The sequence below is a fragment of the Bacillus zhangzhouensis genome (assembly GCF_000715205.1).
Classification (GTDB): Bacteria; Bacillota; Bacilli; order Bacillales; family Bacillaceae; genus Bacillus; species Bacillus zhangzhouensis.
This window is the reverse complement of the sequence record NZ_JOTP01000002.1, coordinates 201,958-225,589: the sequence shown is the minus strand read 5'-3', so window position 1 is coordinate 225,589 and position 23,632 is coordinate 201,958. Positions and strand designations below refer to the sequence as shown.

Annotated in this window: 18 protein-coding genes; all 18 read left to right on the top strand. The window is 40.6% G+C overall.

The features are described 5' to 3' along the window. Positions 1-84 precede the first annotated feature (84 nt). The 18 genes from BA70_RS02995 to BA70_RS02910 all read left to right on the top strand — a co-directional run bounded on the left by BA70_RS02995 (position 85) and on the right by BA70_RS02910 (position 23,517). Positions 85-2,004: a stage V sporulation protein D gene (locus BA70_RS02995; protein ID WP_034318000.1), complete on the top strand. Its 1,920-nt coding sequence runs from the start codon at positions 85-87 to the stop codon at positions 2,002-2,004. Positions 2,005-2,216: 212 nt separating this feature from the next. Then, positions 2,217-3,692 carry a UDP-N-acetylmuramoyl-L-alanyl-D-glutamate--2,6-diaminopimelate ligase gene (locus tag BA70_RS02990; RefSeq protein WP_034318131.1) on the top strand — a complete coding sequence of 492 codons (1,476 nt, stop codon included), beginning with the start codon at positions 2,217-2,219 and terminating at the stop codon, positions 3,690-3,692. A gap of 136 nt (positions 3,693-3,828) precedes the next feature. Further along, positions 3,829-4,803 carry a phospho-N-acetylmuramoyl-pentapeptide-transferase gene (gene mraY, locus BA70_RS02985; protein ID WP_034317997.1) on the top strand — a complete coding sequence of 325 codons (975 nt, stop codon included), beginning with the start codon at positions 3,829-3,831 and terminating at the stop codon, positions 4,801-4,803. A 9-nt stretch (positions 4,804-4,812) separates the two neighbouring features. Next, the gene (gene murD / locus BA70_RS02980) at positions 4,813-6,159 is read left to right on the top strand and encodes a UDP-N-acetylmuramoyl-L-alanine--D-glutamate ligase (protein WP_420834671.1); all 1,347 of its coding nucleotides are present in this window, start codon (positions 4,813-4,815) and stop codon (positions 6,157-6,159) included. 59 nt (positions 6,160-6,218) lie between these two features. Beyond that, positions 6,219-7,319: a stage V sporulation protein E gene (spoVE, locus tag BA70_RS02975; RefSeq protein ID WP_034317991.1), complete on the top strand. Its 1,101-nt coding sequence runs from the start codon at positions 6,219-6,221 to the stop codon at positions 7,317-7,319. 198 nt (positions 7,320-7,517) lie between these two features. Then, positions 7,518-8,612: an undecaprenyldiphospho-muramoylpentapeptide beta-N-acetylglucosaminyltransferase gene (gene murG / locus BA70_RS02970; RefSeq protein WP_034317989.1), complete on the top strand. Its 1,095-nt coding sequence runs from the start codon at positions 7,518-7,520 to the stop codon at positions 8,610-8,612. 31 nt (positions 8,613-8,643) lie between these two features. Beyond that, positions 8,644-9,555: a UDP-N-acetylmuramate dehydrogenase gene (murB, locus tag BA70_RS02965; RefSeq protein ID WP_034317988.1), complete on the top strand. Its 912-nt coding sequence runs from the start codon at positions 8,644-8,646 to the stop codon at positions 9,553-9,555. A 127-nt stretch (positions 9,556-9,682) separates the two neighbouring features. After that, the gene (locus tag BA70_RS02960) at positions 9,683-10,462 is read left to right on the top strand and encodes a cell division protein FtsQ/DivIB (protein ID WP_034317985.1); all 780 of its coding nucleotides are present in this window, start codon (positions 9,683-9,685) and stop codon (positions 10,460-10,462) included. Continuing rightward, positions 10,459-11,148, top strand: a complete 690-nt coding sequence (locus tag BA70_RS02955) for a DUF881 domain-containing protein (RefSeq protein WP_034317982.1) — start codon at positions 10,459-10,461, stop codon at positions 11,146-11,148. The genes BA70_RS02960 and BA70_RS02955 overlap by 4 nt, the downstream gene beginning before the upstream one ends. Before the next feature lie 20 nt (positions 11,149-11,168). Continuing rightward, on the top strand, positions 11,169-11,894 hold the full coding sequence (locus BA70_RS02950; RefSeq protein WP_034317980.1) for a DUF881 domain-containing protein: 726 nt from the start codon (positions 11,169-11,171) through the stop codon (positions 11,892-11,894). Then, positions 11,894-12,262, top strand: coding sequence for a small basic family protein (locus BA70_RS02945; RefSeq protein WP_034317978.1), 369 nt, complete (start codon positions 11,894-11,896; stop codon positions 12,260-12,262). The genes BA70_RS02950 and BA70_RS02945 overlap by 1 nt, the downstream gene beginning before the upstream one ends. Positions 12,263-12,421: 159 nt before the next feature. Further along, a complete protein-coding gene (ftsA, locus tag BA70_RS02940) occupies positions 12,422-13,744 on the top strand; it encodes a cell division protein FtsA (protein ID WP_034317975.1) in 1,323 nt (440 codons plus the stop codon). A gap of 33 nt (positions 13,745-13,777) precedes the next feature. After that, positions 13,778-14,926 carry a cell division protein FtsZ gene (gene ftsZ, locus BA70_RS02935; protein ID WP_034317972.1) on the top strand — a complete coding sequence of 383 codons (1,149 nt, stop codon included), beginning with the start codon at positions 13,778-13,780 and terminating at the stop codon, positions 14,924-14,926. 304 nt (positions 14,927-15,230) lie between these two features. Next, positions 15,231-19,547, top strand: a complete 4,317-nt coding sequence (locus BA70_RS02930) for a S8 family serine peptidase (protein ID WP_034317969.1) — start codon at positions 15,231-15,233, stop codon at positions 19,545-19,547. A 250-nt stretch (positions 19,548-19,797) separates the two neighbouring features. Continuing rightward, a complete protein-coding gene (gene spoIIGA, locus BA70_RS02925) occupies positions 19,798-20,727 on the top strand; it encodes a sigma-E processing peptidase SpoIIGA (RefSeq protein WP_034317966.1) in 930 nt (309 codons plus the stop codon). Positions 20,728-20,786: 59 nt separating this feature from the next. Next, the gene (gene sigE, locus BA70_RS02920) at positions 20,787-21,506 is read left to right on the top strand and encodes an RNA polymerase sporulation sigma factor SigE (RefSeq protein WP_007499746.1); all 720 of its coding nucleotides are present in this window, start codon (positions 20,787-20,789) and stop codon (positions 21,504-21,506) included. Positions 21,507-21,647: 141 nt separating this feature from the next. Continuing rightward, on the top strand, positions 21,648-22,427 hold the full coding sequence (gene sigG, locus BA70_RS02915) for an RNA polymerase sporulation sigma factor SigG (RefSeq protein WP_034317964.1): 780 nt from the start codon (positions 21,648-21,650) through the stop codon (positions 22,425-22,427). A 151-nt stretch (positions 22,428-22,578) separates the two neighbouring features. Beyond that, complete coding sequence (locus BA70_RS02910; protein ID WP_034317960.1) at positions 22,579-23,517, top strand: sugar-binding transcriptional regulator; 939 nt, start codon at positions 22,579-22,581, stop codon at positions 23,515-23,517. The last annotated feature ends 115 nt before the right edge of the window (positions 23,518-23,632 follow it).

Sequence of the window (23,632 nt, the reverse complement as noted above, 5' to 3'; positions counted from 1 at the left end):
TGTAGAGGAGTGGACTAGACCGTTCTACAAGAGAACGAGCCTGCATATGATAGACATAAGCCATATGTAAGGAGTGAATCGGGCGTGCGAGTGTCGAGTGTAACAGTAAGAAAACGATTGCTTTTCGTGCTGCTGTTTGGGGTGATCATTTTTTTCATCATAGATACTAGATTAGGATATGTGCAGTTTATTATGGGCGAAAAGCTGACAAGCTTAGCAAAAGATTCATGGAGCCGTAACCTCCCATTCGAACCGGAACGAGGAGATATTTTGGACCGGAATGGGGTAGAGCTGGCGACGAACAAAAGTGCTCCATCCATTTTGGTCGTCCCGCGGCAAATTAAAGATCCCGCAGAAACAAGCAAGAAACTGGCGGCAGTGCTTAATATGTCTGAGGAGAAAGCGTACAAGCACGTCACGAAGAAAACATCAATTGAGCGAATTTCTCCTGAGGGCAGAAAAGTATCTCATGAAAAAGCAAAAGAAGTAAGAGAGCTTGATTTAGATGGAGTTTATGTAGCGGAAGACAGCATCAGACATTATCCGTTTGGCAGTTTCCTGTCCCATGTACTAGGCTTTGCTGGAATTGATAATCAAGGTTTACTTGGGCTGGAAGCCTACTACGATGATGACCTAAAAGGTGAAAAAGGCTCTGTGAAATTCTATTCCGATGCAAAAGGACAGAAAATGCCAGATGAAGCAGATGATTATACACCGCCTAAAGATGGTCTTGATATGAAATTAACGGTCGATTCGAAAGTACAAACCATCATTGAACGAGAATTAGATAATGCGCAGGCAAAATATAATCCAGATGGCATGATCGCCATTGCCATGAACCCGAAAAATGGTGAAGTGCTTGGGATGTCAAGCAGGCCGGATTTTGATCCAGCTGACTATCAATCAGTTGATCCAAAAGTGTTTAACCGAAATTTACCAGTGTGGAGCACATATGAGCCGGGATCGACGTTTAAAATTATTACACTTGCAGCAGCATTAGAAGAAAAGAAAGTGAATTTAAAACGCGATCATTTTTTTGACAGTGGATCTGTGACGGTCGATGGAGCAAGGCTCAGATGCTGGAAAAAAGGCGGGCATGGATCACAGTCATTTTTAGAAGTGGTGCAAAACTCCTGTAACCCAGGCTTTGTAGCGCTAGGCGACCGTCTTGGGAAAGATAAATTATTTTCCTATATTAAAAATTTTGGTTTTGGCCAGAAAACAGGAATCGATCTTCAAGGGGAAGGGAGAGGAATTTTGTTCCCGCTTGATCGAGTAGGTCCTGTAGAGCAGGCAACAACTGCTTTTGGTCAAGGTGTCTCCGTTACGCCGATTCAACAAGTAGCCGCAGTGGCAGCTGCGATAAATGGCGGGACGCTTTACACACCTTATATTGCGAAAGAATGGATAGATCCGGTCACAAAAGAGGTCGTGAAAAAGCAATCACCGATTGCCAAGAAGAAAGTGATTTCAGCTGAAACATCAAAAGAAATCAGATATGCGCTTGAAAGTGTAGTTGCTCAAGGAACTGGCCGAAATGCATTTGTTGAAGGGTATCGAGTTGGCGGAAAAACCGGAACTGCACAGAAGGTAAAAGACGGAAAATACATGGAAAATAACCATATTGTGTCGTTTATCGGATTTGCGCCTGCTGATGACCCAAGCATCGTTGTATACGTAGCCGTTGATAACCCAAAAGGCACTATTCAATTTGGTGGTACAGTAGCTGCACCAATTGTTGGTCATATTATGCGAGACAGCCTGCCTGAGATGGGTGTGAAAAAAAGAAAAGGACAAATTGAAAAGAAGTACCAGTGGCTGGACACAAAAACCATTGAGGTACCGAATCTTGTAGGGGGATCTGTTTCTGACCTTGAATCACTCCTCATTAACCTGAAGATCGATGCCTCAGGCACTGGCAGTAAAGTGGTAAAGCAGTCTCCTGCTGCCGGGACAAAAGTGAAAGAGGGCTCAACAATCAGATTATACTTAAACGATGAATAATAAAGAATGAACAGAGGGTAGCCGCACTCATTCGGCTGCCTCTTTTTGTTGAAAGAGAAGGGCAGTTTTAAAAAAAGAGCACAAAGTGTGTTTTTTCCAAGAGAAACTTAAGGAATACGCTGGATGTATCCTTTTTTTTGCGATAAAATATAGACTGTGTGTTTTTTTCACAAGACATGCACGTGAACGAATTTGAGAGGTTTGATATGATAATGAATTTACAAGAACTCCTTACATACTTTAAAAGTGAAAACAACGAATTAATAAACGAAAATCCCGATATCACTTCCATTGAAATGGATTCAAGAGAGGTGAGAAAAGGGAGCCTGTTTGTCTGCATAAAAGGCTATACAGTAGATGGACATGATTACGCTGAAAAAGCGGTGAAAAGCGGGGCTGCAGCGATTGTAGCAGAACACCCTCTTAACATAACAAATGTACCAGTTATTATTGTGAAACACTCTCAAAGAGCACTTGCAAGAATCGCTGATGCGTTTTACAGCCAGCCAACCCATAAGCTAAATCTAATCGGTATCACAGGAACAAACGGAAAAACATCGACAACACACATGATCGAACAAATGATGAGAAAAGCCGAGAAGAAAACAGGCTTAATCGGTACGATGTATATGAAGGTGAATGATGAAATTCTCGACGTGAAAAACACAACACCTGAGAGTGTCACACTTCAAAAAACCTTTAAACAGATGCTTGATCAAGATGTAGACACGGCAATAATGGAAGTATCATCACATGCATTGCATCTTGGCCGGGTTCATGGATGTGATTATGATATTGCCGTTTTCACAAACCTTTCGCAAGATCACCTTGACTACCACAACACAATGGAAGAATATAAACACGCGAAAAGCTTGCTATTCTCTCAGCTTGGAAGTGCCTTTCATCACGATAAGCCGAAGTACGCGATTTTAAATGCAGATGATGAAGCTTCTAGTTATTTTGAAAAAGTCACAGCAGCTGAAATCATGACGTATGGCTTAGAGCAAAAAGCAGATGTCATGGCAAAGAATATTCAAATCAAGCCTAAGGGAACTCAATTTGATTTGATCACACCAATCGGCACAAAATGCGTGACGGTTGCCCTTATCGGAAAGTTCAATGTGTATAACATCCTGGCTGCTGTATCAGTAGGGATCGTATCCGGCTTATCGTTTGATACGATCGTCAGTGCAATGGAAGAGCTGGAGGGAGTCAAAGGAAGATTTGAACTTGTGAACTGTGATCAAGACTTCCCGGTCATCATTGATTACGCGCACACACCTGACAGCTTAGAAAATGTCCTCACAACGTGTAGAGAATTAACTGAGGGCAAGATTTTCTGTGTGATAGGCTGCGGCGGAGACCGTGATAAAACAAAACGCCCTCAAATGGCCCAAATCGCTGTGAAATATGCAGATGAGCCTGTATTTACATCAGACAACCCGAGAAGTGAAGATCCATCAGCTATATTAAAAGATATGGAAAATGGTGTACCTGCGGCATATTATCATAGTTTTGTGAATCGTAAACAAGCCATCTTTTTTGCGATTGCCAATGCGAAAAAAGGCGATACCGTCTTAATAGCGGGAAAAGGCCACGAGACGTACCAAATCATTGGCGATCAAGTCTACGACTTTGATGATGCAAAAGTTGCAGTGGACGCTATCTTAGATCTAAACAAATCTTAAATATGATGAAAAGAGTGTAATGAAATGAAGCATTTTGTACAAAAACAACATATGAAAGACTCGAATGAATATTATAATAATGAATGCTATTTTCTGATGGAAAACGGCTTTGGAAATTCGGAAGGAGTAAAGAACGATGCTTGAACAGGTGATATTGTTTACAATCATAATGGGATTTTTAATCAGTGTTCTTTTATCCCCGATTTTTATTCCGTTTTTAAGAAGACTTAAATTTGGTCAGAGTATTAGAGAAGAAGGCCCGCAGTCTCACCAAAAGAAATCAGGTACTCCGACGATGGGCGGAATTATGATTATCTTTTCTATCACAATTACAACAATTGTGATGATTAACAAATTCTCTGAGATTAGTCCAGAAATGTTTTTACTGTTATTTGTCACACTTGGTTATGGTTTATTAGGATTTTTAGATGATTATATTAAAGTAGCGATGAAACGAAATCTTGGATTGACATCGAAACAGAAATTGATCGGTCAAATTGTGATCGCAGTGATTTTTTATGCAGTCTTCCATTATTATCAGTTTGCAACGACGATTCGCATCCCAGGAACGGATGTCAGCTTTGATTTAGGATGGGCTTACTTTATCCTTGTCATTTTCATGCTTGTCGGTGGTTCTAATGCGGTGAACTTAACAGATGGGCTTGATGGTTTGTTATCTGGAACAGCTGCCATTGCTTTCGGAGCTTTTGCCATACTTGCTTGGAATCAATCTCAGTATGATGTGGCCATCTTTTCAGTAGCTGTTGCTGGAGCCGTCCTTGGTTTCCTTGTGTTCAATGCGCACCCTGCAAAAGTATTTATGGGTGATACAGGGTCACTAGCTTTAGGCGGAGCCATTGTAGCGATTGCCATTTTAACGAAGCTTGAAATTTTACTCGTCATTATTGGAGGAGTATTTGTTGTTGAAACGTTATCGGTTATCCTTCAAGTCATCTCCTTTAAAACAACTGGAAAAAGAATCTTTAAGATGAGCCCGCTTCACCACCACTATGAGTTAGTTGGCTGGTCTGAGTGGAGAGTAGTTGTCACCTTCTGGACAGCTGGTTTATTGCTTGCTGTTTTAGGAATTTACATCGAGGTGTGGTTATAATTGAATAAGATGCAAATGTTAAAAAACGAACATGTACTAGTATTAGGTCTTGCAAAAAGCGGATATGCTGCCGCCTCAATTCTTCACGAACACGGAGTAAACGTGACAGTAAATGATCAAAAACCATTTGAAGAAAATGAGCCAGCTCAGCTACTTTCTGAAAAGGGGATTGATGTCATTTGTGGCAGTCATCCTCTTCGTATGTTCGATGATAAAGAAATTACGATTTTAATTAAAAACCCTGGAATACCATATGAGAATGTGATGGTTCAAGAGGCGCTTCGACGCCAAATTCCAGTTTGGACTGAAATAGAATTAGCCTATCATTTGACCTCATCTCCTTTTATTGGGATTACCGGATCGAATGGGAAAACTACTACCACTACATTGATTTATGAAATGCTGAAAAAAGACAGTCAAAAAACATTAGTGGCAGGTAATATTGGAACAGTTGCCAGCGAAGTCGCTGCAAATGCAGCTGGCGATGAATGGATTGTAACTGAGCTCTCTTCTTTTCAGTTAATGGGAACAGTTGAATTCAGGCCCAAAATCAGCTTGATTTTAAATATTTTTGACGCACATTTAGACTATCACCACACTCGTGAAGAATACGAAAAAGCAAAGCAGAAAGTATACGCACATCAAAATGAAAATGACATAGCCGTGATCAACCTAGATGATCCATCTGTCGTTAAGCTTGCAGAAGGATCAAACGCGAAAAAGGTGTTTTTCTCTGTGAAAGAGCCAGTAGAGCACGGAGCGTTTATTAAAAATGGCGCTATCTACTACATGAATGAACGTGTCATTGATCTAAAGGATGTTGTTCTTCCTGGTGAGCATAATCAAGAAAATATTTTGGCGGCCATTTGTGTTGTGAAAAATGCAGGCTGTTCGAATGAAGCGATCACACATGTACTCACAACATTTAGTGGAGTGAAGCATCGTTTGCAGTTTGTGGATACGATTCAAAGTAGAAAATTTTATAACGATAGCAAAGCGACCAATATACTGGCAACAACTAAAGCTTTGTCAGCCTTCGAACAGCCGACCATTTTACTAGCAGGTGGACTGGATCGGGGCAATGAATTTGATGAATTGAAACCTTTTATGAAAAATGTGAAAGGAATTATCACATTTGGTGAGACTGCACCTAAGTTTTTGAAGCTTGGTGAAGAGCTGGGAATACATCACGTAAAACATGTCGATAATGTTGAACAAGCAGTACCTGCGGCGTTTAGCATATCTGAAGAAGAAGACGTGATTTTATTATCTCCGGCTTGTGCAAGCTGGGATCAACATAAAACATTTGAAGAACGTGGAGACATGTTTGTAAACGCCGTGCATATGCTTAAATAAGGGCTTGTCTCTCATATGACTGACAGCCCAAATGAACTTATGCTTGGGGTGTCGGTCTCTTGACGAATAAGAAAACTTCTCCGGATTTTTTGCTTGTTGTCATTACGTTACTTTTATTGACGATTGGTTTAATTATGGTGTACAGCGCAAGTGCTGTGTGGGCATCGTATAAATTTGATGATTCGTTTTATTTTGCAAAAAGGCAGCTTTTGTTTGCTGGAATCGGAGTTATCGCGATGTTTTTCATTATGCGAGTCGATTATTGGACGTGGCGGACTTGGTCAAAGATATTGATTGCTGTTTGTTTCATCCTCTTGCTACTTGTACTGATTCCTGGTATCGGTATGGAGAGAAATGGATCAAGAAGCTGGATCGGTGTCGGTGCGTTTAGTATTCAGCCATCTGAATTCATGAAACTTGCGATGATTGCGTTTCTCGCAAAATTCTTATCTGAAAAGCAAAAAAATATCACGTCCTTCCGTAAAGGTTTCGCACCAGCGTTAGGTATTGTGTTTTCTGCATTTGCCATCATTATGCTGCAGCCGGATCTGGGGACAGGAACGGTTATGGTTGGAACTTGTATTATTATGATTTTTGTTTCAGGTGCGAGGATTGCTCACTTTATATTTCTCGGTTTTTTAGGGCTAAGCGGTTTTGCTGCACTTGTCTTATCAGCACCCTATCGAATAAAACGAATTACGTCTTATTTAAACCCTTGGGAGGATCCACTAGGCAGTGGGTTTCAAATTATTCAATCCTTATACGCTGTTGGCCCAGGCGGTCTGTTCGGAATGGGTCTAGGTCAAAGTAGACAAAAATTCTTCTATTTACCTGAGCCTCAAACAGACTTTATTTTTGCCATATTGTCTGAAGAGCTCGGTTTTATAGGCGGATCACTCATTTTATTGCTCTTTAGTGTTCTGTTATGGAGAGGCATACGAATAGCACTTGGGGCACCAGATTTATACGGAAGTTTCTTAGCAGTTGGCATCATTTCTATGGTTGCCATTCAAGTGATGATTAATATCGCAGTTGTCACTGGACTTATCCCTGTGACAGGTATCACGCTCCCATTCCTAAGTTATGGCGGCTCATCACTGACATTAATGCTGATGGCAATTGGCGTACTTTTGAATGTAAGCAGGTACGCTAGATATTAATGTGCTGCTAGTTCATGAAACCATGTCGACTTTTATTTTGCAAAAGTACAAAAAAATGATTTGAAGAGTGAAAATGACAGTTTTTGTTTCGAAAACATGATTTTTGACTCTTCTTTACAGGTTTTAACGGAGCCCTGTTGTTTAAAACAGGGTTTATACTTTGTTCAGAGCAGAAAAAAATTGAGGGGAAATGGTATAATGCGTATAGCAATCAGTGGAGGCGGAACAGGCGGACATATTTATCCGGCCTTAGCTTTTATTAAAGAAGTAAAAAGGCTGCATCCTGATGTGGAATTTTTATATATTGGTACTGAAAATGGACTTGAAAAGAAAATTGTAGAAAGAGAAAATATCCCTTTCAAGTCAATAGAGATTTCAGGTTTTAAAAGAAAGCTTTCCTTTGATAATGTAAAAACGGTGATGAGATTTCTAAAAGGCGTTCAAAAAAGCAAAACGTATTTAAAAGAGTTTAAACCAGATGCTGTCATTGGAACAGGCGGTTATGTGTGTGGTCCTGTCGTTTATGCGGCTTCTAAGCTGAAAATCCCGACCATTATTCACGAACAAAACAGCCTTCCTGGTATCACAAATAAATTCCTTGCGAGATATGTTAATAAGGTAGCCATTTGCTTTGAAGAAGCGAAGGCACATTTTCCTTCTGAAAAGGTTGTTTTTACGGGAAACCCAAGAGCCTCTGAAGTCGTCTCTATTAAAGAGGGGAAATCTCTTAAAGAATTTGGTCTAGATGAAAAGAAAAAAACGGTTCTTATTTTTGGCGGAAGCAGAGGTGCAGCTCCGATCAATAGAGCAGTCATTGACATGCAAGATGAATTAAAGGCAAAGAACTACCAGGTTTTATATATTACTGGTGAGGTTCATTATGAAAAAGTGCTAAACGAACTAAAGGACAAAGGTGCAGCACCAAATATGATCACAAAGCCTTTCTTGCATCAAATGCCGGAGTACCTGAAATCGATTGATGTGATTGTTGCAAGAGCGGGAGCAACAACGATTGCTGAAGTGACAGCTCTTGGAATTCCAACAATTTTCATTCCGAGCCCATACGTGACGGCAAATCATCAGGAAGTCAATGCTAGATCACTTGAAAAGCATGATGCTGCTATCGTTTTAAGAGAATCAGAGCTTTCTGGAGATCGCTTGCTGCATGCAATTGATGAAATTGCCGGTAATGAAGAGAAACTAAACCAAATGAGACGTTTAACGAAAGAACTTGGAGTACCAGATGCGGCTACACGTTTATATAATGTGTTAAAAGAAATTACGACTACATGATTGAATGATATTAGGTAAGGCGGAGGGTAATATGGAGAACTTGAAGAATGAATTATTAGAAGCGCAAGTTGGTAAAGTGCTTGAAAATGAGCCGCTTGCAAATCATACGACAATGAAAATAGGCGGACCAGCAGATCTATTGATCATTCCAAAAGATGTCGACGCAGTCAAAACGATCATGGATCAGGTGAAAAAATATCATGCGAATTGGACGGTCATTGGGAGAGGGTCTAATTTACTTGTACTCGATAAAGGAATACGTGGTGTAGTCCTGAAGTTAGGCGCTGGACTTGATCACTTAACTGTAAATGATGAAGAAATTACAGTTGGCGGCGGCTACTCTGTTGTACGTCTCGCAACGTCTCTTAGTAAGCAGGGCCTTTCAGGTTTGGAATTCGCAGCTGGTATTCCAGGGTCTATCGGTGGCGCTGTTTATATGAACGCAGGAGCACATGGATCAGACATCAGTAACATTCTTGTGAAAGCTAGAATCTTATTTGAAGATGGAAGCATCGAGTGGTTAACAAATGAGCAAATGAACTTTAGCTATCGAACTTCTGTACTTCAAAAAGAACGTCCGGGCATTGTCCTCGAAGCCGTGTTTAAGCTCAAGCAGGATGATCGCGAGAAAATCACAAAGAAAATGCAGCAAAATAAAGACTATCGTAAGGAAACACAACCTTATAATCGACCATGTGCCGGCAGTATTTTTCGAAATCCGCTACCTGAATATGCAGGACAGCTTGTAGAAAAGGCGAATTTAAAAGGATACCAGATTGGCGGGGCAAGAATTTCTGATATGCATGGAAACTTTATTGTCAATGCTGGTGGCGCTACTGCTCAAGATGTGCTGGATTTAATTCAGTACATTCAAAAGAAAATTAAAGAAGACTACAATGTAGATATGCATACAGAAGTAGAAATTATCGGTGAAGCAAACTAAAAGCTAGTTTTTATGAATGATGGCATCGCAGGAAAACAAACGGCATTCTTTCATGCCGTTTGTTTTCTAATCAAAATGATGACCCAAAGGTGTGGACAAGCAGCTTTGAATGAGGTGAAGAGTATATATGCGGCCTGATCATGAAAATGAAAAGATCGTCAATATAGAAGAGCGAATTCCTAAAATTAAAGAACAAAGAAAGCAGAAAGCGAATCGGAGACTGATCTCTTTTATTCTGCTGTTTTTTATCATGGTTTTAATTATTATTTATTTGCAAACACCAATCAGTAAAATTTCTTCTTTAACCATCACGGGTAACGAGCATGTTTCAACAAAACAGCTTGTTAAACTTTCACAAATTAAAGAAGGCGAGACAGAGTTTTGGAATTTAAATAAAGATATGACAGCAGACCATATTAAACAAAATAAACTGATTAAAAGTGTCAGTATTAAAAAACATTTCCCGAATAAGGTCAGTATTGCTGTAAAAGAATATGCAAATATTGCATATCTTCAAAAGGGTAATCTATACTATGAGCTTCTTGAAAATGGGACAGCTTTACCAGATGAAGTAACGCCGAATCATGCAGGACCTATTTTTGTCGATTGGGACAATAAAGAGAAACTGAAGCAAACAGTTAAATCTTTAAATCAGCTCCCAGCCTCTATTCAGGAACTCATCTCAGAGGTATATTATGTACCGACAAGTTCAAACCAGTGGCTCGTTAAATTTTATATGAATGACGGGAACACGGTGATCGCATCAATTAAAACATTCGCCGATAAAATGAAAACCTATCCGGCTATTGTAAAAGAACTTTCGTCATCTGAAAAAGGCACGATTCATATGGAAGTCGCAACGTATTTTGAAGCTTTTAAATCTAAGAAAAAGGAAGATGAACGTTGAGAGGCAAAACAGTTATATTCTCAATTGTGATGCTTGTTCTTGGGTTTCTGATTTCTTTTTCATACCAATATACAAAGCAGCATCAGGCAGATGTCAATCGAACCGAACAATGGAAAAAAGAATACTCTTTGAAAAGTCATCTGACAAAACAAGAAAAGGCGAATCAGAAACTTGAAAAAGAACTATATAGCCTTCAATCAAAGGTTCAAGCGACAGAATCCAGTTTGAAAAATGAAAAAGAGCAGTATTTTAATGTGTTGGAAGATGTTGAGAAATACAGAATGTTTACAGGGGAGATAGGTGTAAAAGGGAAAGGCGTAAAAGTATCTCTTGAAGATGCATCTTATATCCCGAGTGGGCAAAATGTCAATAATTACATTGTTCATGAGAGCCACATTTTTCATGTGATAAACGAACTATTTATATCAGGGGCATCTGCTGTATCTATTAATGGACAAAGAATCACACACCAATCATACATACATTGTAATGGTCCAGTCGTCACAGTTGACGGAGTTCAGCATCCAGCGCCATTTGTCATTTCTGCTATTGGGGATCCTGCTGTGTTAATACCTGCTTTAAATATTGCAGGCGGGGTGGTTGATCAGCTGACAAGTGACCACATTTCAATGACGATTGAAAAAAAGGATATTCGTATGAATCCTCTTTTAAGAAACAAAGATTAAAAGTGAAAAGGTGAGTGGTGTTGAGGAAAAAGAAGCCTTTACTTAGTTTGACAGCCTTGATGGTGATATTTGGCGTCATGGTCTCCATCCAATTCAACTCTATACAAAAACCTAAAGTTCGTGATACTCGCGATGTTTGGGAATTAAGAGAGGATTTATCTGCATCCAAAAGTAAAGAATTGGATTTACTGAAAGAAATTGATAAATATGATGAGATGCTGAAAAAGTATGGTCATCAAGGGGATCAATCAAAAGAAGCTCAATTAACAAAAACGTTAAAAGATTTAAAAGAAAAGGCTGGTTTTACAGAGGTAACGGGGGAGGGGATTGAAGTTGAGATTTCTCAGCTTTTTTCCAAGGATCTGACCGGGGAAGAAGTGAAAAATATCCCACCTGACCTTCTAAAAAAGTTAATCAACGAAGCCAACATGTTTGGGGCAAAACATATATCCATTAATGACCACCGTGTGATTAATACAAGTGTCATTCGAGATATTAATGGGACGACGAAAATGGATGGCTACAGCTTAGATGATGATGCAGTTACCATTAAAATGATTAGCCAGCAGGCAGACAAATTATACAGCCGTTTAAATGTATCAGATATTGGCGATTTGTTCGCTCAGGAAAATTTCAGCTTGAGTATTAGCCAGCCGAAGAAAAAAATTCATTTGAAGGCATATGACGGTGCAATTCAGATAAACGAATTGAAGCCTCTTGACGATGTAAAGGAGGGAAAATCTTAATGTGGCTTCCTGTTCTTGGCTTAATCATAGGAGTTGCAATCGGTTTTTTAACAAATTTTACGATACCGAATGAGTATTCTAACTACCTTTCCCTCGCTGTACTTGCTGCGCTTGATACATTGATTGGTGGAATTCGATCACACCTGCAAGGGGCATACGATGAACTGGTGTTTGTATCAGGCTTCTTCTTTAATATTATACTCGCAATAAGTTTAGCTTTTCTGGGCGTCCATCTTGGTGTAGACTTGTATTTAGTCGGAATGTTTGCGTTCGGCGTTAGATTGTTTCAAAACATAGCAGTTATTCGAAGAATTCTACTAACAAAATGGACAATTTCTAGAGAAAAAAAGAAAAAAAGTGAGTCATAAAAAAGGATATACATATGATGTAACGAATATTTTCAGTAATCCTAATAAAAAATGTTGATTTTTTAAGTTTTGTTACACACTTGTAAAAACACATTCATTGTATTGTTGTTCAGCAAATAATAGAATAGAAAGTATTGATATGTGAGGAGGTGCCATAGAATGAACAACAATGAAATTTACGTCAGCCTTGACATCGGTACATCCAATATAAAAGTCATCGTCGGAGAAATGGCGGATGATTCGCTTAACATTATAGGTGTTGGAAATGTCCCTTCAGAGGGGTTAAAAAAAGGATCGATTGTTGATATAGATGAGACAGTTCATTCTATTAGACAAGCATTTGAACAGGCTGAGAGAATGGTAGGTTTTCCTTTACAAAAGGCGATTGTCGGAATTAACGGAAACCACATTCATATTCAGAATACGAGCGGCGTGGTCGCAGTATCTAGTGAAAACAAAGAAATACATGCTGAAGATGTGAGACGTGTCTTAGATGCTGCACAAGTAGTATCTATTCCTCAAGAACATCTCGTCATAGACGTGATTCCGAGACAATTTATCGTCGACGGAAGAGATGAGATCACAGATCCGAAAAAAATGCTTGGTGTTCGGCTAGAGGTGGAAGGATCGTTAATTACAGGCTCTAAAACGATTCTACATAACTGGCTCCGATGTGTAGAGCGAGCTGGTATTGAAATTATGGATATTTGCTTGCAGCCACTCGCATCGGGCTCAGCAGCATTATCGAAAGATGAAAAAAATCTAGGAGTAGCTCTTGTCGATATTGGCGGCGGATCTACAACGATTTCCGTATTTGAAAACGGGCATCTCTATTCTACTCACAGTATCCCTTTGGGCGGAGAGAACATTACAAAAGATTTGTCTATAGGACTTAGAACTTCCACTGAAGAAGCTGAACGAATCAAAAAACAATTTGGACATGCGTTCTATGATGAGGCATCGTCTGAGGAAACATTTGAAGTTTCCGTCATCGGTACCGATCAAAAGCAGACGTATACACAACTTGAAGCGGCCAATATCATCGAAGCACGACTGGAAGAAATCCTGTTGTTTGTGGCAGAGGAATTAAGAAATATGGGTGTCCATGATTTGCCTGGCGGATTCGTCCTAACAGGTGGACAGGCAACCATACCAGGTATCCTTTCTCTTGCACAAACAGTCTTACAAAACAATGTAAGAATTGCAAGTCCTAATTATATCGGGGTGAGAGAGCCTCAATTTATGACAGGAGTGGGTCTGATCCATTTTGCTTATCGCAATGCAAAGATCCAGGGCAGACAGGTTGGATTCCAAATGCCGGATGAAGCGTTTCATGAAGTAGGCGCGTCCATGGAGCCGGTTTCTGCTACATCACAAGTGAAAGAAGCTCAACCAAGACCGAAAGTAAAGCAAAAAGCACAACAAGAGACAAATAAAAAACCGGGCAAAATGAAAAAACTATTTAATATGTTCTGGGAATAGAATTAGATTTTCGACGGATTAGGAGGATTCAGCATGTTGGAGTTTGAAACAAATATAGACGGCCTAGCATCAATTAAAGTAATCGGAGTAGGTGGGGGCGGAAATAACGCTGTCAACCGAATGATTGAAAATGACGTACAAGGTGTCGATTTTATTGCAGTTAATACAGATGCACAGGCGTTAAATCTATCAAAAGCAGAAACAAAAATGCAAATCGGTGCTAAGCTGACAAGAGGGCTTGGAGCAGGTGCGAATCCTGAAGTCGGTAAAAAGGCAGCTGAGGAAAGCAAAGAACAAATTGAAGAAGTATTAAAAGGCGCTGACATGGTCTTTGTTACAGCTGGTATGGGCGGTGGAACTGGTACTGGTGCTGCACCTGTCATTGCAAAGATTGCAAAGGATTCTGGGGCATTGACAGTTGGTGTCGTCACTCGTCCTTTCACATTTGAAGGAAGAAAGCGTCAGCTTCAAGCAGTTGAAGGAATTGCTTCTATGAAAGAAGCAGTTGATACATTAATCGTGATTCCAAACGATCGATTGCTTGAAATTGTTGATAAAAATACGCCAATGCTTGAAGCTTTCCGTGCAGCGGATAACGTGTTAAGACAAGGTGTTCAAGGAATTTCAGATTTAATTGCCACACCAGGTTTGATTAACCTTGACTTTGCTGACGTGAAAACAATCATGTCCAACAAAGGTTCAGCCCTTATGGGAATCGGAGTCGCAACAGGCGAAAACCGTGCCGCTGAAGCAGCGAAGAAAGCCATTTCTTCACCACTTCTTGAAACGGCGATTGACGGTGCACAAGGCGTCATCATGAATATTACAGGTGGTACAAACCTAAGTCTTTATGAGGTGCAAGAAGCAGCTGATATTGTTGCATCAGCCTCTGATGAAGATGTAAACATGATTTTCGGATCTGTTATTAATGATAACTTGAAGGATGAAATTGTGGTGACAGTGATCGCAACTGGATTTATTGAGCAGGAGCCAGAAGTGACAAAATCACAAAGAAATCCATTAGGTCAAGGATTAAAGCAAAATCAATCCATTCCACAAAAGCGTGAAGTAAAACGCGAGGAACATCAGCAAACATCATCTCAGCCAAGACAAAATACACAACAATCGAGCGATGATACGCTCGATATCCCAACGTTCTTGCGTAACCGCAACAAACGCTAATTGAACATGTCTCATCCCCTTCCAATGGAAGGGGATTTTTTAATGCCTAAAAGAAAAAAGGGATCTGTTGTTCTTCTAATAAAAAAGTCTTGAACATGAAAGAATCACTCCATCCACCCTATGCATTTCGGCTTATTTGGATTAAGACAAAAGAATCATTTTTGATACCTGTTACAAAAAACGACAAAATGATGAACTTTATTTGACTACATTAAATAGAACACCAGGAATCTTGTCATAAACAAAAAGGAAGGGAGAAGTGAGGACGACACGCTGCTTGACCATTTGAGGAGGAGGGATTTGATTGAAAGTGAAGTTTCACAAAACCGCTGGCTATCGTTTGATGAGTCTATTGGTGATTGGTACATTAACGATGACAAGCTTTGGGATGGTTCAGGCAAAATCGACTTCTACCTCATATCAGGAGGAAGCTGTTTCTTCTAAGACAACAAAAGCAAAGATTTCATCTAGATTAATGAAGCAGTTTCACCAGAAAGACAAGGTAACCTTTTTAGTCAAAATGAAGGAACAAACAAACGTGCAAAAAGTAGCGAAGGAAGCTGTGTCGAAAGCCAAAAAGCAGAAACTAACAGCTGCTAAAACGCAGTACACAAAAAGATCGGCTGTTGTATCTGAGCTAAGAGCAACGTCTGTTGAGACACAACAAGCACTGCTTACGTATTTACAAAAGCAAAAAAAGAAAAAGCAAGTGAAGGATATTCATTCGTACTATATCGTGAATGGTCTAGCTGTGACGGGAACGAAAGAAGTCATGGAAAAGGTCGCTTCCTTTCCAGAAGTAGATCAAGTGTTGCCGAATGAAACACGTCAAATTCATCGTCCTGTTGATTTGAAGAGTTCTCAGCAGAAAAAACAAATCAAAGCAGTAGATGGAATCGAGTGGAATATTTCTCAGATTCATGCCCCGGAAGCGTGGACGTTAGGCTATGACGGTACTGGGACAGTCGTTGCAAGTATTGATACAGGTGTGGAGTGGGATCACCCTGCTTTAAAAGAAAAATACCGCGGGTTTGATCCGGCTCATCCGGATGAACCATCTCATGAATTCAATTGGTATGATGCAACGACAGGATCTGAAGCACCTTACGATGACTTAGAGCATGGGTCACATGTGACTGGAACAATGGTTGGTTCTGAGCCAGATGGAACGAATCAAATCGGGGTCGCACCAGGTGCAAAATGGATCGCAGTGAAAGCTTTCTCAGAAGATGGAGGAACAGATGCTGATCTGCTAGATGCAGGTGAGTGGATTTTGGCACCGAAGGATGAGAACGGAAACCCGCATCCAGAAAAGGCACCAGATGTCGTAAATAATTCTTGGGGCGGTGGGCCTGGTCTTGATGATTGGTATAAAGATGTGGTCAATGCTTGGAGAGCAGCAGACATCTTTCCAGAGTTTTCAGCTGGCAATACCGATTTATTTAATCCTGGGGGTGAGGGCTCGATTGCAAACCCCGCAAACTACCAAGAAGCCTTTGCTACAGGTGCAACTGATCAAGACAACAAATTAGGGTCTTTCTCACTGCAAGGTCCGTCTCCATATGGCGTTATGAAACCAGATATTGCTGCCCCAGGGGTAAACATTCGTTCTTCAATCCCAGGGAAAGGGTATGAGGATGGGTGGAATGGCACTTCGATGGCAGGTCCGCATGTTTCAGCCGTTGTTGCTCTTCTTCGCCAAGTACAATCAGATCTTTCTGTTGATGAGATTGAGCAGATTCTCATTGATACAGCAAAGCCGCTGACAGACGAACAATTTCCCGAATCGCCTAACAATGGCTATGGGGCAGGTTTAGTTGATGCGAGAGAGGCCATCACGGCATTAACCGACGGAATCGGTACGATTGAAGGCCAGGTCACCACAGAAGGAGAAGATACAGAACCGCCTGTTTTTTCTCATAAAGGACCGAACGAAATTTTTGCTTCTACGCCAACGCCTCTCACAATTACAGCGGAAGATGAAGTAGCTGTGACGAATGTATCCTTGACCTACCAAGTCGATCAAGGTGAATGGGAGACGCTACAAGCAAGTCGTACGGGTGGAAACCATTTAAAAGGAACCTATGTTGTCCAGCTTCCTGAACTTGAGGGTGAGAACATCACGTATCGATGGATTGTAAAAGATTTTGGAGAAAATGAAGCGGCATCAGAGCCGTACACGCTACCGATTAAGACATCCGTCACCACGGGCTACTCGCAAAATTTTGAAGCATGGCCAAGTGGATGGTTCAGTGGTGGAACAAAAGATCCGTGGCAGTGGGGAAAACCGTCCACAGGTCCGAAACAAGCCTTTACTGGAGAACGTGTCTATGCCACAAACTTAGACAGTCCTTATGAAAATCAAACGGATGCCAATTTATCAATGCCGTTGATTGCGGTACCAGAGTCAGGCTCCTCCTTTTTGCAATATCAATACTGGCATGATCTCGAAGCAAACTATGACTATGTGCATGTATATGTGCAGCCTGAGGGCGAAGATGCTGTTCAAGTGGCTGCCTATACAGGAAAAACAAATGCATGGACAGCAGGTGAAGTCGATTTATCTGCCTATAAAGGTCAAAAGGTGAGAGTGATTTTTCAGCTGAGAACAGACGGCAGTGTCACAAAAGACGGCTTTTATTTAGATGATGTGAAAATAACAGATCAAGCATTGCCTCAAAAAGCAAAGAAACACCTTGGCGTGATCAAAAAGGAAAAGTCTACAACGCAAAATAAGAAATCAGTCAATCCGAAAAGGGCAACACCTGCTAAAGTAAAAGAAAAACATGTGCAGCTGAAAAAGGAAAAAGGTCTAGATGTCCCGTCCATTCAAGCCCTTCCTATGAAGGCGGAAATTAGTGTCCTTGAAAGCGGAAAATCAACGTACACTGATGAAGGGACAGGAAGATACCAGCTTTCTCATGGAGCAGGAGAATTTACAGTAAAAGCTGAAGCTTATGGCTTTGAATCACGCACCCAAACAGTCAATATTTCCTCAAATGAAAAGGCAGAAGCGAATTTCTCCTTACAGCCACTTGAGAAACGAACGATATCAGGCACAGTTGTCAATGAAATAACGGGTGAAAAAGTAAAGGATGCCACTGTTTATCTTGTCGAGGATGCCAACATTGAACCGGTGAAAACAGATGAATCGGGCAAGTTTTCTCTAGAGGCATTGAGCGGCATCTATACAGTCAAAGTATTTGCGAAAGGTTTTAAAGGCTATTCGTTTACGGTGGATGTCACAGAAAAGCCGCTGGAAAAAGAGATCAAGCTTGAGCCTTTTATCGGCTTTCCTGGTGAAATCGGCTACGATGACGGGACAGCTGAAAATGCGCGGGCTTTCTATGATCCTGGCAATGGCTGGGCTGTGAAGTTTTCACTAGAAAAGGGGAAGAAACAAGCACAAGTCACAGGTGGACTTTTCCGTTTCTGGACAGCAGAGTGGCCAGCTCCTGGCGGCAATGAATTTGCAGTTGAAGTGTATGACGCTTCCGGTAAAAACGGAGCACCAGGTGAAAAGATCGCAGGACCTTTAAAAGCGAATGCACTGCGTAATGGTGAATGGACAAAAGTAGATTTAGAAGATCAAGCAATCACTGTGGATGGAGATTTCTATCTCGTCTACATTCAAACGAAAAAAAACACGGAATCTCCGGGGCTTGCAACAGATGAAGATGGGCCAAATACTGAAAGAAGCTGGCAGCTGACGAGTGGTGCCTTTTCTCCTTCTCCAAATGAAGAGGGGAATTATATGATTCGCGCGCTTGTTAACTATGAAGCAGAGGTGCCAGAGATTACATCTCCAAAGGCGGGAACCATCACAAATAAAGGTGAATTGGAGCTTGAAGGCACAGCCTCTCCTGGGCTTGATGTAGCGATCTATCAAAACGACAAAGAGGTCGCCAAAGTCAAAGCAGATCAGTCGGGCGTCTTCAAAGAGAAGATCACTCTTTCAAGTGGAGAGCATGAGTTCACTACAGCGACTGTCACGGATAAAGGTGCAACGAAACGATCCAAGCCGGTAAAGGTGATCATTGATCAAACAGCACCAACTTTGACCATTGATACACCGAAAAAAGGCGAGAAATCAAATAGAGAATCGCTCACTGTGGAAGGAAAAGTAACGGACGATCATCTTGATCAAGTCACAGTGAATGGAAAGAAAGCGACAGTAAAAGATGGGAAGTATTCCGCAAGAGTGCTGCTTGAGAACGGGAAGAATACGATAAAAGTGATAGCAAAGGATGCAGCAGGAAACAAAACGACTAAAAAAGTCGACATTGATGTTCAATACGAGGCACCTGACATTTCTGAGCTGACTCCAGCTGAGCATGTCAATTTATCATCGGGAGAATCTGTTAAAATTTTATTTAAAAGCAGGGAAAAGCTAGAGGCCACCTTTGTCATTCACATGCCGCTGACAAATGCTAGATCAAAGCTTCAAAATATAGCAGAGCTGCCGATCCGCGAAGTAGCCAAGGGAACATATGAAGGCTACTGGACGGCTACATCTACCGCAAAAGCAAAAGGCGCAGTCATTGAAGTCATTGTGCGAGATGATTATGGAAATGTCACAAGACAAAAGGCTTCAGGCACATTAAACATCAACGAGAAGTAATCCTTAGCAAAAGACACGACTCTTTAGAGCGTGTCTTTTTTGTCCCGCACAATCGTTTGAAAACTTGTCCAAAACATCGTTCTCTTGTCCCGCACTCTCATTCCTCGACAAAAACAATAACAATCCACCAAAAGTTCTCTATCATCCCCAACAAGAATTGACAGACTTCCATCTCATAACTGTTTTATACTGGTACAAACAAGTGCAAGTACTGCTTTTGATTCTTTGTTTCAGATGAAAGGAGCAGAAGGTGGTCATTTATTTAGATGTGATTTGGCTGTTAAATTTTTGTTTTGATCTATTGCTTCTCTTACTCACTGCATTTATTCTCAAACGACAAGTAAAAAAAAGGCGATATATGTTAGGAGCTCTGATTGGATCGAGCATCGTTCTCTTGCTCTTTACACCATTTGCAATGTATGTGTCACACCCTTTAGGCAAACTACTTTTTTCTGTCTTGATCGTGCTTGCAACCTTTGGTTTTCAAAGATTTCGTTCCTTTTTTCAAAACCTGTTTGCTTTTTACTTTGTAACATTTTTGATGGGAGGAGGCATGATCGGGGTTCATTCGTTTTTGCAAACAAATACAATCATTCAAGATGGCCTGCTTATTTCACAAAATGATGGCTTTGGCGATCCCATTAGCTGGCTTTTCGTTTTAACAGGCTTTCCTGCCATTTGGCTGTTTTCAAAGAAAAGATTAGGAGAGGTTGGTGCGAAAAAAAGACAGTTTGATGAACAAGTGCTTGTGGAGATACACATTCATGGAGAGACCATCCGATTAAACGGACTCGTTGATTCTGGCAACCAGCTGTATGATCCTATGACGAAAACACCTGTCATGATCGTCCAGCTCGATCAGTTAACGTCTATTTGCGGAGAGCCATTTATAGAACTGATGAGACAGTCTCACCCTGTTGAAGTGTTGCAAAAGCTTGATGATCGGTTTCCACTGCTTGATCGTTTAAGACTTGTTCCATATCGTGCGGTCGGTCATGATCATGGGTTTCTCCTATGCTTGAAACCAGATACGGTCGTCATTTATTCAAAAACGCATATGATCCAGCCAGCCAAGTGTTTTGTTGGAATGAGCCTAAGCGGTTTATCAGCAGATCAGGAATTTCAATCCATCATTCATCCAGATATGTTAGATGGGAAAATCATACAAGGGGTGTCATAGTTTTTTGGTCATGTCTTTTATCTTACGAGGTCAACTTGACATTTAGAAGGGAGAAGAAGATGAAAAAATTAAAATTTAAACTCACTTACTACTGGTATAAACTCCTCATGAAGCTAGGTCTAAAGAGTGATGAAATTTATTATATTGGTGGAAGTGAGGCGCTGCCGCCTCCATTATCAAAGGATGAGGAACAGGAATTGCTTGTCAAATTACCGAAGGGTGATCAAACAGCAAGGGCTATTCTCATCGAAAGAAACTTACGATTAGTTGTCTATATCGCCAGGAAATTTGAAAATACAGGTATTAATATTGAGGATTTAATTAGTATCGGAACCATTGGTCTGATCAAGGCAGTCAATACATTTAATCCAGAAAAAAAGATCAAGCTTGCGACATATGCTTCGAGATGTATTGAAAATGAGATTTTGATGTACCTGCGCCGAAATAATAAAATCCGTTCAGAAGTATCGTTTGACGAGCCGCTCAACATCGATTGGGATGGAAATGAACTGCTTTTATCAGATGTACTTGGAACAGATGATGATATTATCACCCGCGATATTGAAGCGAATGTAGATAAAAAATTGCTAAAAAAAGCGTTAGAACAATTAAACGATCGTGAAAAACAGATTATGGAACTCAGATTTGGCTTAGTCGGCGGTGAGGAAAAAACTCAGAAAGATGTCGCTGATATGCTGGGGATTTCCCAGTCATATATATCAAGGCTGGAAAAAAGAATTATTAAACGATTACAAAAAGAATTTAACAAAATGGTCTAAAAAATTTTTTGAGAGCTCTGTCCCTACGCTGACAAAGGAATCAACCCATTTTTGCATGTTTTTCGTCATAGCTTGTGCATATTTTTCCATCCCGAGGAGATACTGAACTTTGTACAACAGCTCCTGTAGGGAGGGAAAAAAGTGTCCAGAAATAAAGTGGAAATCTGCGGAGTCGACACCTCCAAATTGCCTGTTCTGAAAAACGAAGAGATGAGAAAATTGTTCAGACAGCTGCAAGATGAGGGTGACGATACAGCAAGAGAAAAGCTAGTCAATGGCAATTTGCGGTTGGTTTTAAGTGTGATTCAGCGTTTTAACAACAGAGGCGAGTATGTGGATGATCTCTTCCAAGTAGGCTGTATCGGATTAATGAAATCAATTGATAATTTTGATTTAAGCCACAATGTCAGATTTTCAACTTATGCGGTCCCTATGATCATAGGAGAAATCCGTCGATACTTGCGCGATAACAACCCGATTCGAGTGTCTCGTTCACTAAGAGATATTGCTTACAAGGCACTTCAGGTCCGTGAGAGGCTAATTAGTGAGACAAGCAAGGAACCAACGGCAGAAGACATTGCCAAAGTGCTAGAAGTTCCTCATGAGGAAATAGTCTTTGCCCTAGATGCGATTCAAGATCCTGTTTCTTTGTTTGAACCGATCTATAATGACGGAGGAGATCCGATTTATGTCATGGATCAAATTAGTGATGAGCGGAACAAAGACACACAATGGGTGGAAGAATTGGCCTTAAAAGAGGGAATGCGCAGATTGAATGATCGAGAAAAAATGATTCTTCGCAAACGCTTCTTCCAAGGCAAAACGCAAATGGAAGTCGCTGAAGAAATCGGGATTTCTCAAGCACAAGTATCAAGGCTTGAAAAAGCAGCCATCAAACAAATGAATAAGAACATTTTTTAAAGCCGCCACTTCATGTGCGGCTTTATTCATTCTTTTTAGAGAACACGTCTTTAGTATTGACTCGGTTATTCTTTTCATTTAATCTGTTTTTAACAAATGTTATTTTAGATATCATTTGTTAGGGAACACAGATGCGGAAAGAAGGGTTATTATGACATTCCATGATGAAAGAAGGCTGCTCATTAAGGTTGCGCATATGTATTATGAAGAAGGCGCCACCCAATCTAAAATTGCAGAAGCTGTTGGGGTTAGCCGTTCGCTCATATCGAAATATTTGGCAAAAGCACGTGAAGCAGGAATCGTGGAAATCATTATTCATGATGAAGTCAATCAACAATACGGGTCGTTAGAAAGAAAAATAGAGCGAAAATATGGGCTGCGAGAAGTCGTATGTGTTGAATCTCTCAGTCAAGAAACAACAAAAAGCCGAATAGGAGCTGCGGCTGCGGGCTTTTTATTAAAAGTGATGAAGGATGGTCAAGTCATCGGCTTTTCCTCAGGGACAACTTTGCATGAAATGGCGAAAGCGCTTACGTCTGTCCAGCATTATCCATCCGTGACATTTGTTCCGCTTGTCGGAGGTGTTGGGAATGAAGATGTTGATATCCATGCCAACTATATTATTGCGAGATGTACAGAGGCACTCAAATCTAAATGTGAATTTTTACATGTTCCTGTCATGCTTGATACGAAAGAAGCGAAGGAAGTGCTGATTAGACAGCCGTCGATCAAAAAAGTGATTGAATTAGGAGAATCATCAAATATTGCTGTTGTAGGGATTGGCGGAGTTCCGCAGCATTCAACGATGGTGAAATCTTACATGACAAGCGGCGAGGAGGATATACTCCAAGCGAAGGATGTAGCAGGTGACATTTGTTATAACTTTATTGATCATAAAGGGGAAGTGTACCCTCATCCATGGAACGACCGGGTGATGGGCATAAGCCCGCAAAAGCTGAAAGAAATTCCGCTAGTCATTGGTGTCGCTGGTGGAGAAGAAAAGATTGAAGCGATAAGGGCCGCATTAGCAGGTGGATTAATTCATGTATTAATTACGGATGAACGAACAGGAGATGCCTTATTAAAGTAACTACCTAATCATATTAGGTAGTTTTTTTGAGTCTTTAGACTCAAAAAGATTGAAAATTTTATCGATTTTAGCTTGACACAAAGTTGACACATCATATAAACTAAGTTCATAACAA

Bases quoted from the DNA above. Each gene is read 5' to 3' on its own strand.
- BA70_RS02960 (WP_034317985.1), top strand. From the start codon at position 9,683: ATGCGGCCTGATCATGAAAATGAAAAGATCGTCAATATAGAAGAGCGA.
- BA70_RS02910 (WP_034317960.1), top strand. From the start codon at position 22,579: ATGACATTCCATGATGAAAGAAGGCTGCTCATTAAGGTTGCGCATATG.
- murG (WP_034317989.1), top strand. From the start codon at position 7,518: ATGCGTATAGCAATCAGTGGAGGCGGAACAGGCGGACATATTTATCCG.
- ftsZ (WP_034317972.1), top strand. From the start codon at position 13,778: ATGTTGGAGTTTGAAACAAATATAGACGGCCTAGCATCAATTAAAGTA.
- murD (WP_420834671.1), top strand. From the start codon at position 4,813: ATGCAAATGTTAAAAAACGAACATGTACTAGTATTAGGTCTTGCAAAA.
- ftsA (WP_034317975.1), top strand. From the start codon at position 12,422: ATGAACAACAATGAAATTTACGTCAGCCTTGACATCGGTACATCCAAT.
- BA70_RS02945 (WP_034317978.1), top strand. From the start codon at position 11,894: ATGTGGCTTCCTGTTCTTGGCTTAATCATAGGAGTTGCAATCGGTTTT.
- murB (WP_034317988.1), top strand. From the start codon at position 8,644: ATGGAGAACTTGAAGAATGAATTATTAGAAGCGCAAGTTGGTAAAGTG.
- mraY (WP_034317997.1), top strand. From the start codon at position 3,829: ATGCTTGAACAGGTGATATTGTTTACAATCATAATGGGATTTTTAATC.
- BA70_RS02990 (WP_034318131.1), top strand. From the start codon at position 2,217: ATGAATTTACAAGAACTCCTTACATACTTTAAAAGTGAAAACAACGAA.
- sigE (WP_007499746.1), top strand. From the start codon at position 20,787: ATGAAAAAATTAAAATTTAAACTCACTTACTACTGGTATAAACTCCTC.